Genomic DNA, 12,409 nt, shown 5'->3' on the forward strand with positions numbered 1-12,409 from the left:
GACAGATTAAGGGGTGACAATATAATGCAAACTACGATGCAATATCTATATACTAAAATGTTAATGATGTTTAATTTGGAGAATACGGATTTATATGTACGAATACATTTTGTACATTATCTTGTTTCATAAGTATTTCTTTCACATGTTTTCCAATACGGTGTCCTTCTTCTACAGTAATGTATGGATCTACAGACACTTTAATATCGACAATAACATAATGACCATGCTCCCGTGCATATAAAGAACCAATTTTTTTCACACCATCTACTTGAAGAACCGCTTCTCTAAGCGGAATAACATCCTCCTCATGAAGAACATGGTCAAGCGTTGCATGAATTGCTTCCGCTCCAATGCTCCATGCCATTTTTACAACAAGAAGCGAAACAACTAATCCTGCAATCGGATCAGCATATACAAGCCAGTCTATACCAAGCTTACCACCGAGTATAGCTGCACAAATACCGATTAAAGCTGCAATTGAAGAAAATACATCCGAACGGTGCTCATATGCATTTGCAATAATTGCATCACTATTTACCCTCTTCCCTAATCGGAATTTATATTGAAACATTCCTTCTTTCACGACGATTGAAAGAACAACAGCAAAAATCGTAATTCCTTTCGGCGGTTCTAGTTCTTGCGAAAAAGCTTTTATAGATGAAATCGCGATTTCAAGTCCCACAATAAATAATAATACCGCAACAATAATCGCTGAAATCGATTCCGCTTTACCATGACCATACGGATGATCTTCATCAGGTGGCTGCTTTGCCGCTCGCAATCCAAAAAGTACAGCTAGCGAACCAATTACATCTGATGCAGAATGCACCGCATCTGCTAGCAGTGCTTTACTGTTCCCAATATAACCAATTACCGCCTTTACAATTGCTAATATAATATTACCAACGATCCCGACAATAGCACCAAACTCGGCCTGTTTAAAACGTTCATCTTTTTCCATAATTAAAATCCCTTCTTTTCTTAACCTATCTTTTTATTTTAACAAAAACAGCGATAACACCACCACTTTCTTCCATCTTCTTCCCATCAAAAAGTTGCTATCTTATTGTATCCACAAACGAAAAAAGAGATGCCTCATAATGAGGCATCATCTTTTCTATACTTGCGGTTCAGATTCTACTTTCTCAACCTTCTTCTTGTTTTTCCCCTTTTTCAAACGACGGTTTTCAAGCATTAACCAAATTTGAGAGGCAACGAAAACAGAAGAGTACGTACCTACAATTAATCCAACAAGTAACGCAAACGAGAAGTTACGTAGCGACTCACTACCAAAGATAAGCAGTGCAATTACTGGGAATAACACTGTTAATACGGTGTTAATCGAACGACCAAGCGTTTGGCGAATACTTGCATTTACAATTTCCTCTAGGTCTTTTATATCGCGCACTCGTTTTTTCTGTTTGTATAATTCACGGTTTCTATCAAATGTAACAATCGAGTCATTAATAGAATAACCGATGATTGTTAGCACTGCAGCGATAAACGTTAAGTCTACCTCTAATTGGAAAATACTAAACATAACAATCATAACAAATGCGTCATGTAATAATGCAAGCACTGCAGATAACGCATACGTAAATCGGAATCGAATACTTACGTATAAAATGATAACTGCAGAAGCAATCAGTACAGCGATAAATGCATTTCGTGCAATTTCTTTACCGATTGTCGGTGAAACTGTACTTACGTTTGGATCTGTACCATATTTATCGTGGAAGAATGTTTTTGTTTTTGCAATTTCATCTTTTGATAAAACACCTAATGTACGAACTGCGAAACCTTTATTGTCATCTCCAGTCGGTACAATATTTTCTTCCTTCACATCAATGTTCAATTCTTTAAAATCTTTATGAACATCAGATACCGTAACGGCTTGTTTTGATTGCAAGTCGATACGTGTACCACTCGCAAAGTCAATACCAAGATTCAATTTGAAAATTGGTAAGATAATTGCTCCTGCAATTACAACTACAATCGAGAAGATAAGGAATTTATGACCGATATTTACGAAATTAATACGATCAAATCTTGTCGGTGGATGTACTACACCTTTTGTTAAAGGAATAATATCCTTTTGTTTCACACCAAAATATCCTGGTTTTTTATCGAAGTAACGGCTCTTTACAAGTAAACCTAATAAGAAACGAGTACCGAATACGTTCGTAATAAAACCAACTAAAATACTTACGATTAAACTTGTTGCGAATCCTTTTACAGAGCTATTACCATAAACGAATAATACACCAGCTGCTGCAAGAGTCGTAACGTTTGCATCTAGAATTGTTGCTAAGGAACGATGGTTACCAGCTCGGAATGCCGACATCATTGACTTACCAATTTTCAGCTCTTCTTTCAGTCTCTCGTACGTAATAATATTCGCATCAACTGCGATACCTACTCCGAGCACTAACGCCGCAATACCTGGCAACGTAAGAACTGCATGCATCCAGTTAAAGACAAGTAATGTAACGAAAATGTATAAACCTAACATAATAACCGCTACAAGTCCTGGTAAACGGTAGAATACAAGCATAAATAAGAAAATAAGAGCGATACCAATCGCACTAGCGAAAATCGTTTGCTCTAACGCTTGTTGACCAAATTTCGCTCCAACAGATGTTGAATACATTTCTTTTAAATCAACAGGAAGTGCACCTGCATTTAATAAAGATGAAAGTTGTTTCGCACTTTCAACTGTGAAGTTTCCACCTACGATAGATACTTCAGCTTGGTTAAATACTTGGTTTACTGTTGCTGCTGATAAGAACTTCGGATTCGGTTTTGCAGATTCTGCTTTATACGAATCTTTTCCTTCTTCAAAGTCAAGCCAAATTACCATTAAATTCGTTGGTGGTGGCATTTTAGAAATTTTTTCAGTTACTTCACGGAATTTTTCAGCGCTTTTTAGTGTAAGACCTACGCTCGCACGGCCTTGCTCATCAAATGTTTGCTTCGCTCCGCCGCCTTTTAAATCCGTTCCATCCATAAGAAGGTTATCATCCACATCACGGAATGTTAATTTCGCTTGTGTTGATAACATTTCACGTGCTTTTTGCTGATCTTGTACACCAGCAAGCTGTACACGAATTCGATCTTGCCCTTCGATTTGAATGTTCGGCTCACTTACACCGAGAACATTGACACGATTTTCAAGAGCACCTACTGTACTTACAAGTACGTCTCGATCGATTTTATCACCTTTTTTGGCTGGTTTTACTTCATACAGAATTTCAAAACCACCGCGAAGGTCTAGTCCTAGACTAATTCCTTTTGCTATGTCTTTTCCTGCCGCACCAATTACTCCACCGATTAATAAGACGATGAGGAAAAAGGCGGCAATTCTCGTACCACGCTTTGCCATATGTACCCTCTTTCTGCTACTAACACTTTCAATAAATCTTTTACGATTCACTGCTATACGTGTGCATACGCCTAGTTAGTAGACTTCCTTTCTATAATTTTTGCTAGCTCATCACTAGCTGTATAGGTAAGCTTTTACACTCCCTACACTTTCATCATTTATTTTCCTCTTCACTACCTCCTTTATATATAATCTTAGACACAATTATTTCCTCTTTATCAATACATATCATTATACTGCAAAAGGAAGAACAAACCAATTGCAGTCGGTTATTTATTTTCGTACTCATCAAATGACCAAAGCGGTGCTTGGTAAGCTTCAACAGTTAAATATGTCATATATTCATTAGTACTTACTGTTAATACGTCATTAACTAATTCATACAATCTAACATCGCTGTCTATCTTCTTCCACTTTTTCACTTTGAGAAACTTCCAAATGTCATCATCTGTTACTCGGTCGTAACCGAACATTTGAAACTCTTCTACTTTACTTTCTAAAACGACTTGTAACTGTCCGCGGTATGATTCTACCAAAGCCTCTCTATCTAACATTTATAACATCTCCTTCTTATTTCAGCACGAAAAAGTCGCTTTAATCCCGCTCTAATGGACAGCAATAACTACTTTCAAGAGCACTATCATACTTCACTCTCTTAAATGCTTGTCATTCTTGTCTCGTACGTGCATATAAATTATTGTAAATCATTCCATTGATTTTGAGAAGGTAGGAGAAGAACATGACGAGACAAAGCTTTTTAAAAGGCGCATTTATTTTAATGATAGCCGGCTTTATTACAAAAATACTTGGCTTTATCAACCGCATAGTAATGGCACGTATTTTAGGAGAAGAAGGCGTTGGTCTTTATATGATGGCCGTTCCTACATTCATTTTAGCAATTACATTGACACAAATTGGTCTTCCTGTCGCAATCGCAAAGTTTGTAGCAGAAGCGGAAGCTGTAAACGATAAACAAAGAGTTAAAAAAATATTAACCGTATCACTAGCTGTTACATCCGTTATTAGTATCATTTTAACAATCGGAATTATGTTCCTCACGCCTATTTTAGCAAAAACATTATTAACCGACGAAAGAACGTACTATCCATTAATGGCCATTTTGCCCGTTGTCCCGGTTATTGCTGTTTCTTCTGTTTTGCGTGGTTACTTTCAAGGGAAACAAAACATGAAACCTAGCGCTTATGCGCAAGTTCTAGAACAAGTCGTCCGCATTACCATTATCGCTATATGCATCCAGTTATTTTTACCTTACGGCATAGAATACGCTGCAGCCGGCGCTATGTTATCAGCTGTTCTCGGTGAAGTTGCATCCTTATTATTTTTACTCACGTTATTTCAGCGAGAAAAACATTTATCAATACGCTCTGGATTTTTCACTACTGTAAAGGAAAGCAAAGGGACATTTTATTCTCTGATGGATATTGCCCTTCCAACTACAGGAAGTCGTTTAATCGGCTCCGTTTCATATTTTTTTGAACCTATTGTCGTTATGCAAAGCTTAGCAATCGCTGGTGTCGCTGCTTCTGTTGCAACCCAGCAATACGGTATATTAAACGGTTATGCATTCCCGCTTCTATCACTACCCGCCTTTATTACATACGCTCTTTCTACAGCGCTCGTCCCTTCTATTAGTGAAGCAATGGCAAAAAGACAACATAAATTAGTGGAGCACCGTTTACAACAAGCACTTCGAATTTCATTAATTACCGGCGGATGGTCTGTCGTTATATTATACGTATTCGCTTCTCCTGTTTTAACTCTTATGTATGGATCAGACAGCGCAACAGCATTCATTCAACTTCTTGCGCCTTGCTTTTTATTTCATTATTTCCAAAGTCCACTTACCTCTGTTTTGCAAGCTTTAAACTTAGCAAGGGCTGCAATGATGAATACATTTATTGGTGCCATCGTGAAATTAATCGTTATTTTTGTACTAGCATCAAGGCCAGAATTTCAAATGATGGGGGTTGCACTTGCTATCGCTGCAAATATTGTAACAGTAACATTTCTTCACTACGCTACTGTTTTAAAAAAGATTACATTTACCATTTACGCAAAAGACTATATTTTCGGCGGACTTGCCATCGGTATCTCAGGCGCCTTCGGTTTTTATCTCCATAAATATATTATTTTCTCTCATTCCCTTGGCATACAAACATTATGGGAAATCACTTTAACAACAATTGTTTATATCGTACTTCTCTTCACTTTCAAACTCATTCGAAAAGAAGAGTTAAGTCGTCTCCCTATCATTCGTAAACTTTCATTTTTGAAATAAGATGAAACTTTAATCAGTGGGGTAATCTCCACTGATTATTAGTTAAACCAATCATTCTTACTCTTTCAAAGGATAAATCTCTAATTTTCTTTTACATCAACAAAAAATTGTCCGTTTTGAAAACTACAGTATAAAATTTGTGTTACATCGTTATAACCTAAGTTTTTTAATTTCTCAATAAGCCATTCATCTGTATGCTCAATCATTTGTAAATGACTAGATTGAATTTCTCCATCAATAATAAGAGGAAGCGTAAACTGTAATGTATCTTGTTTATTTTTTTGTTTTTGAAAGACAGATAACTTCCCAGACGGTTCCAAAATAGCATATTCTACATCCCGAATATCTCCAACTCCTTGTTCCCTTAATTGCATCATTAAATCATCTATATTATACCGTTGCTTTCTCATCTTCTTTTCATCAATCTTCCCCGCGTTTACAAGAATAGCTGGCTCACCTTCTATTAAATGCCGAAAGCGTTGATACTTTAGGGAAATGACTGACAAAATAATTTGGATGCACATAAGAAAAGTCATCGGAACTAATTGATGCCAAAGTGATTTATCGGTATTTTCAATTGCCACTACGGCCATTTCTCCAAGCATAATAAATACGACTAAATCTAATACACTTAGCTCTCCTATCTCACGTTTACCCATAAGACGAAAAATAATTAAGATGATGATATACAAAAGCATTGTCCGTCCAATTATTGATATCCATTCCATTTCTACATCTCCTTTTTTACGTATAGACTCCCCTATAAAAAAGAAACTAGTCTAACTTGGGCAAAAGGAAAATATGCTTGTATTAAAAAGGGGGAATGCATAAATGGATGGAACGAAAAAATTATCAACTGCAATTGGCTTCGGTATTGTTACACTACTAATTCTCGCATCTATTACTAGTATGATTATGGCTCTTTTATTAAAGTTTACAAATATAAATGAAGGGACATTAACCGTTACTATTTTTATACTCGCTCTTTTATCTATGCTTATGTCTGGATTTACTGCCGGCAAAAAGGCTCAAGGAAAAGGTTGGCTAGTAGGTTTCACAACAGGGCTCACATTCACTATACTCGTCTTTCTAGTTAACTATTTAGGCTTTTCTCAAACCTTATCGAACTCACAATTACTTTATCAATTAGCATTAATGGGGGCGAGTACACTAGGTGGTATTTTCGGTGTAAATATGTCAAAGCAAAGTAACTAAAAAAAGGCCCTGCACATTTCATGCAGGGCCTTCCACATTAGTTTTTCACAACTTCACGAATCGCATTGCGATCGAAAGTTAAGTGTGAACCACCAGATTTAATAACGATTTTCGTCTCATCTACTGATTCGATTGTACCGTGTAAACCACCGATTGTTACGATAGCATCACCTTTTGCTAACTCACTTTGCATTTGAGCAACTGCTTTTTGACGTTTTTGTTGCGGGCGAATTAATAAGAAATAGAAAATCGCAAACATCGCAACGATCATAACGATATTCATCATACCTGCATTCATCTTTTGTTCCTCCTTTTAAATTATGTATTAGAAGTTTTTAGCATTCGGTTTATTAAAGCCATACTGTTCAAAGAACTCTTCGCGGAAATCGCCAAGACGGTCTTCACGAATAGCTTGTCTCACCTGCTCCATTAAGTTTAACAGAAAATGAAGATTGTGATAAGACGTTAAACGAATTCCGAACGTTTCATCACATTTCATTAAGTGACGAATATACGCACGTGAGTAGTTTTTACATGTGTAGCAATCACAGTTTGGATCAAGCGGACCGAAGTCTCTTGCGAATTTCGCATTTTTTACAACGAGTCGACCTTCACTTGTCATACATGTACCATTTCGAGCGATACGAGTTGGAAGTACGCAGTCAAACATATCAATACCACGAATTGCACCATCGATTAATGAGTCAGGAGAACCTACACCCATTAAGTAACGAGGCTTATTATCTGGAAGAAGTGGTGTTGTAAACTCAAGTACACGGTTCATAATATCTTTCGGTTCACCAACAGATAAACCACCTACAGCGTAACCAGGGAAGTCCATTGAAACAAGGTCTTTCGCACTTTGACGACGAAGCTCTTCGTACTCCCCGCCCTGTACAATACCGAATAAACCTTGATCTTGCGGACGTTCATGCGCTTTTAAACAACGCTCTGCCCAGCGGCTCGTACGCTCTACAGACTTCTTCATATATTCAAAAGTAGCCGGGAATGGCGGACACTCATCAAATGCCATCATAATATCCGAACCTAATGCATTTTGGATTTCCATCGCTTTTTCTGGTGATAAGAATAATTTATCTCCATTTAAGTGATTACGGAAGTGAACGCCTTCCTCTTCAATACGACGGAAGTCACTTAAACTGAATACTTGGAAACCACCAGAGTCTGTTAAGATTGCACGATCCCAGTTCATAAATTTATGCAAGCCGCCTGCTTCACGAATAATTTCATGACCTGGACGTAGCCATAAATGATACGTATTACTTAAAATAATGCCAGAATCCATTGCTTTTAATTCTTCCGGTGACATTGTCTTAACTGTCGCAAGTGTACCAACTGGCATAAATGTTGGTGTATCAAATGAACCGTGCGGTGTATGCACACGACCTAAACGGGCACCCGTTTGTTTACATGTCTTAATAAATTCATAACGAATTGCTGTCATAACTTACTCCTTTTATTTGTTTCTCATTTTAGCGTGAGATGCAACGAACATTGCATCACCGAAGCTAAAGAAACGATATTTTTCTTTTACTGCTTCATTATAAGCATGAAGTACATTATCTCTATTTGCAAATGCACTTACAAGCATGATTAATGTTGATTTCGGCAAGTGGAAGTTTGTAATTAAACCATCAATTGCTTTAAATTCATATCCCGGATACATGAAAATATCTGTCCATCCAGAAGCGGCGCAAAGCTTACCGTCATGATCTGTTGCAATTGTTTCTAACGTACGAGTTGATGTCGTACCTACAGTAATAATACGTCCACCATTCTCTTTCACACGATTTAATAATGCCGCTGTCTCTTCAGACATATGGTAATATTCTGCGTGCATATGGTGTTCTTCAATCGTGTCTGCAGAAACTGGTCTAAATGTTCCAAGCCCTACGTGAAGTGTAATGAATGCCAACTGAACGCCTTTTTGCTTTAACTTCTCAAGTAACTCTTCTGTAAAGTGAAGTCCCGCAGTCGGCGCTGCTGCTGAACCGATTTCTTTCGCATATACTGTTTGATAGCGATCGCGATCTTCTAGCGTCTCTTTAATATATGGAGGAAGTGGCATTTCCCCAAGTTCATCTAAAATTTCATAGAAGATGCCGTCATATGAAAATTCAAGCTGACGTCCACCTTGATCTGCAGTTCCTGTGCAAGTTGCTTTTAATTTCCCTTCGCCAAAAGAGATAACAGTTCCTTCTTTTACACGTTTCGCTGGCTTTACAAGCGTTTCCCACTTATCGCCTTCTTCTTGTTTTAAAAGAAGTACTTCAATGTGCGCGCCTGTATCTTCTTTCACACCGTGCAAACGAGCAGGCATAACTTTCGTTTCATTTAAAACTAAGCAATCCCCCTCATGTAAGTAAGAAAGAATGTCCGTAAAATGTTTATGCTCAATATCACCTGTTTCACGGTCTAACACCATTAATCTTGATGTTTCACGATCTTCTAACGGGACTTGTGCAATAAGTTCTTCTGGTAAATGAAAATCAAACAGATTTATATCCATAGCTATATCCACCTATTTCTTATTTAAATCGATTTATTATATACATAATAAAAGATAGTACAATACTTAACACAATACATGTAATGATAGGAAAATAAAAGGTAACGTTTCCTTTTTTCACAAAAATATCGCCTGGAAGCCTGCCAATGAACTTCCAAGCTAATCCAACAACGATGAGTAAGATTCCCGCTGTAATAAGCATTTTGGGCATCTCCATCATACTTTTGGCATCTCCATTCCGAAATGTTCATACGCAAGCGGCGTTACAATTCGGCCCCTTGGCGTTCGTTGTAAAAAGCCAATTTGTAATAAATACGGCTCATACACATCTTCAATCGTATGAGATTCTTCTCCAATTGTTGCTGAAACCGTTTCTAATCCAACTGGACCACCACGGAATTTCTCAATAATACCAAGCAGTAATTTATGATCAATATGATCTAGACCTAATTTATCTACTTGCAGTAGCTCTAATGCCATTTGCGTAATTTCCATCGTAACCGTTCCGTTACCACGAACTTGCGCGAAATCACGTACACGTCTTAAAAGACGATTCGCAATACGAGGTGTACCACGAGCACGTCTTGCAATTTCTAATGCAGCTAACGAATCGATTTCAACTTCAAACACTTCTGCTGTACGTTCAACAATCGCAGAAAGCTGATCTACTGTGTAGTACTCTAACCTTGAAAGTACACCGAAGCGGTCACGAAGCGGTGCCGATAATGCTCCGGCGCGTGTCGTTGCTCCAACTAATGTAAATGGCGGTAAATCTAGGCGTACAGAACGTGCTGAAGGCCCTTTTCCAATTACGATATCAAGGCAAAAGTCTTCCATCGCAGGATACAATACTTCTTCAATCGATCTATGCAAACGATGAATTTCATCAATAAATAATACATCCCCTGGCTGAAGCGCTGTTAATACAGCAGCTAAATCTCCTGGTCTTTCAATCGCGGGACCTGAAGTTGTTCTAACATTAACGCCCATCTCATTTGCAATAATATTCGCAAGCGTCGTTTTACCAAGACCTGGCGGTCCATATAAAAGCACGTGATCTAACGTTTCTTCACGCATTTTCGCTGCTTCAATAAATACTTCTAAATTATGTTTCGCTTTATCTTGGCCAATATACTGACGGAGCGTCTGTGGCCGTAATGAATATTCTAAATCCGCATCTTCATATGCAGATTCCCCTGAAAGGAGACGTTCGTCCATTATACTCACCTCTTACCATTTAGTAAAAGACTAAGTGCCTTTTTAATATACTGATCCGTCGTTAATGATTCTTTTAATAACTCTGGTACAACGCGAGAAACTTCGCGTTCTGCGTATCCAAGTGCGCGCAGAGCTTCCAGTGCCTCATCAAGCTCAGCTGATGAACCTTTCTTCTCATCAAAACGTTCTGTGTCTGAGAATAAATCCACAAATGCATCTGGTACGACATCTGCTAGTTTTCCTTTTAAATCTAAAATCATTTGGCGTGCTGTTTTCTTTCCGACGCCTGGGAATTTCACTAAAAACTTCTCATCTTCATGCTCAATTGCTTGAACGACCTGTCCTGTTTGACCAGAAGCTAAAATTGCAAGAGCGCCTTTTGGCCCAATGCCAGACACGCCTAACAACTTTGTAAATAATAAACGCTCTTCACGTGTTTTAAACCCGTAAAGTGCCATAATATCTTCTCTCACATAATGATATGTATAGACACGGATTTCTTGCTTACTTCTTTGAAATACATACGGATTCGGTGTGAAAATTTGATAACCAATTCCATTATGGTCAATTACGACATATTCCGGCCCTACATACTCCACGTAACCTGTAACATATTCAAACAAAATACGATCTCTCCCTCTTAAATCATGTATTCCATTTTAACATATTTAATGATAGAAAAGCGAGACTGCCCCAACAAATGTTCTCCACTTGAAACTTCTGTTATTTTCCATTGACAGAAAGGTTAAAGCACCTTAATATACAGAGGTCGATAATGATTATCAATACTAATTAAAGGGGGTTACATTAGGATGAAACGTAAGCTATTTATTTTATTTACTATTATGCTTGTTGTTCTTTCTATCGTTGGCTGTTCTTCTCAAAAAGAAGAATCAAAAGCAAAAGAACAACCGAAAACAAAAGTTGTAAAACATGCTAAAGGTGAAGCTACAATTCCAGTAAATCCAAAGAGAATTGTTGACTTATCTGGATCAACAGAAGAACTATTACTTCTTGGACACAAACCTGTTGGTACAGCAAATACATATAAAGATAAAATCCAAAATCACTTAACAGACAAATTAGATGGAGTAAAAGCAGTTGGTTGGTACTGGGCACCTAAAGTTGATTTAGAAGCTGTTACTGCTTTAAAACCAGACTTAATAATTTTAAACAACCGTCAATTAAAAATTTATGATCAACTAGAAAAGGTTGCACCTACAGTTGTTCTAGAAACAAACTTAGAAGACTGGCGTGGTAAGTTTAAAGAAGTAGGTAAGCTATTTGACGAAGAGAAGAAAGCAGACAAATGGATTGCAGACTACGATAAGAAAGCAGACTCTTTATCTAAAAAAATTAAAGAGAAAACAAAAGATGAGAACTTTATGTTCGTTGCAGTTACACCTCAAAACTTCCGTGTATACGGCAGCTTCGGATACGGTGACATCATCTTTAACGACTTAAAACTTCCTGCAACAAAAGGTACAGATTTAAAACAAACGATGGCGCAAGTATCACTAGAAGGTCTAGTTGCATTCCAGCCTGACCAAATGTTTATTGTAAACTTTGGTGGCGAAGCTGATAAAGTGTACGAAGACTACAAAAATAGTGCTGTTTGGAAAGACAATAAAGCAGTTAAGAACAATCACGTATATGAAGTATCAAATGAAGCATTCAATACGAAAGCATTCAATCCAATTGGAAAAGATATGCTAATTGATGAAATCGCAAAAGAAATTTTAGCTAAGAATAAATAAGAAAA

Annotated in this window: 13 protein-coding genes; 3 read left to right on the top strand and 10 right to left on the bottom strand. The window is 37.5% G+C overall.

Translation table 11 applies throughout. The annotated features are described in order from the left end of the window. Window positions 1–70: 70 nt before the first annotated feature. The 3 genes from N2V79_RS21640 to N2V79_RS21650 all read right to left on the bottom strand — a co-directional run bounded on the left by N2V79_RS21640 (window position 71) and on the right by N2V79_RS21650 (window position 3,939). A complete protein-coding gene (locus N2V79_RS21640) occupies window positions 71–964 on the bottom strand; it encodes a cation diffusion facilitator family transporter (RefSeq protein WP_000409746.1) in 894 nt (297 codons plus the stop codon). A 156-nt stretch (window positions 965–1,120) separates the two neighbouring features. Continuing rightward, window positions 1,121–3,385 (bottom strand): protein translocase subunit SecDF, encoded by a 2,265-nt coding sequence (secDF, locus tag N2V79_RS21645; protein WP_001119066.1) that lies wholly within the window; start codon window positions 3,383–3,385, stop codon window positions 1,121–1,123. Window positions 3,386–3,654: 269 nt separating this feature from the next. Continuing rightward, complete coding sequence (locus tag N2V79_RS21650; protein WP_000886979.1) at window positions 3,655–3,939, bottom strand: post-transcriptional regulator; 285 nt, start codon at window positions 3,937–3,939, stop codon at window positions 3,655–3,657. Window positions 3,940–4,124: 185 nt separating this feature from the next. On the opposite strand from N2V79_RS21650, the gene spoVB reads away from it, so the two are divergent. After that, entirely contained in the window at window positions 4,125–5,684 is a 1,560-nt protein-coding gene (spoVB, locus tag N2V79_RS21655; protein ID WP_089171792.1) for a stage V sporulation protein B, read from the top strand. Window positions 5,685–5,764: 80 nt separating this feature from the next. Here spoVB and N2V79_RS21660 read toward each other — a convergent pair whose 3' ends face one another. Further along, window positions 5,765–6,412 (bottom strand): DUF421 domain-containing protein, encoded by a 648-nt coding sequence (locus tag N2V79_RS21660; RefSeq protein WP_000454821.1) that lies wholly within the window; start codon window positions 6,410–6,412, stop codon window positions 5,765–5,767. Window positions 6,413–6,515: 103 nt separating this feature from the next. Between N2V79_RS21660 and N2V79_RS21665 the strand changes: the two genes are divergently transcribed. Beyond that, a complete protein-coding gene (locus N2V79_RS21665; protein WP_000349148.1) occupies window positions 6,516–6,899 on the top strand; it encodes a TIGR04086 family membrane protein in 384 nt (127 codons plus the stop codon). A gap of 37 nt (window positions 6,900–6,936) precedes the next feature. Here the strand turns inward: N2V79_RS21665 and yajC are convergent, their stop codons facing one another. Genes yajC through ruvA form a run of 6 tightly spaced genes read right to left on the bottom strand, consistent with a single transcriptional unit; the run spans window position 6,937 to window position 11,270 of the window. After that, window positions 6,937–7,197: a preprotein translocase subunit YajC gene (gene yajC / locus N2V79_RS21670; RefSeq protein WP_000991115.1), complete on the bottom strand. Its 261-nt coding sequence runs from the start codon at window positions 7,195–7,197 to the stop codon at window positions 6,937–6,939. A 27-nt stretch (window positions 7,198–7,224) separates the two neighbouring features. Then, window positions 7,225–8,364: a tRNA guanosine(34) transglycosylase Tgt gene (tgt, locus tag N2V79_RS21675; RefSeq protein WP_000125365.1), complete on the bottom strand. Its 1,140-nt coding sequence runs from the start codon at window positions 8,362–8,364 to the stop codon at window positions 7,225–7,227. Between the two features lie 12 nt (window positions 8,365–8,376). After that, on the bottom strand, window positions 8,377–9,429 hold the full coding sequence (gene queA / locus N2V79_RS21680; protein WP_000354014.1) for a tRNA preQ1(34) S-adenosylmethionine ribosyltransferase-isomerase QueA: 1,053 nt from the start codon (window positions 9,427–9,429) through the stop codon (window positions 8,377–8,379). A gap of 19 nt (window positions 9,430–9,448) precedes the next feature. Next, window positions 9,449–9,649 carry a DUF2905 domain-containing protein gene (locus N2V79_RS21685; protein WP_000970410.1) on the bottom strand — a complete coding sequence of 67 codons (201 nt, stop codon included), beginning with the start codon at window positions 9,647–9,649 and terminating at the stop codon, window positions 9,449–9,451. After that, window positions 9,646–10,647, bottom strand: coding sequence for a Holliday junction branch migration DNA helicase RuvB (gene ruvB / locus N2V79_RS21690; protein ID WP_000344450.1), 1,002 nt, complete (start codon window positions 10,645–10,647; stop codon window positions 9,646–9,648). Before ruvB ends, N2V79_RS21685 begins: the two co-directional genes overlap by 4 nt. 5 nt (window positions 10,648–10,652) lie before the next feature. After that, the gene (ruvA, locus tag N2V79_RS21695) at window positions 10,653–11,270 is read right to left on the bottom strand and encodes a Holliday junction DNA helicase RuvA (RefSeq protein ID WP_000464511.1); all 618 of its coding nucleotides are present in this window, start codon (window positions 11,268–11,270) and stop codon (window positions 10,653–10,655) included. A 189-nt stretch (window positions 11,271–11,459) separates the two neighbouring features. Between ruvA and N2V79_RS21700 the strand changes: the two genes are divergently transcribed. Further along, window positions 11,460–12,404 (top strand): iron-hydroxamate ABC transporter substrate-binding protein, encoded by a 945-nt coding sequence (locus tag N2V79_RS21700; RefSeq protein ID WP_078993642.1) that lies wholly within the window; start codon window positions 11,460–11,462, stop codon window positions 12,402–12,404. Window positions 12,405–12,409 lie beyond the last annotated feature (5 nt).

The organism is Bacillus sp. CH_70 (assembly GCF_038007045.1).
GTDB lineage: Bacteria > Bacillota > Bacilli > Bacillales > Bacillaceae_G > Bacillus_A > Bacillus_A cereus.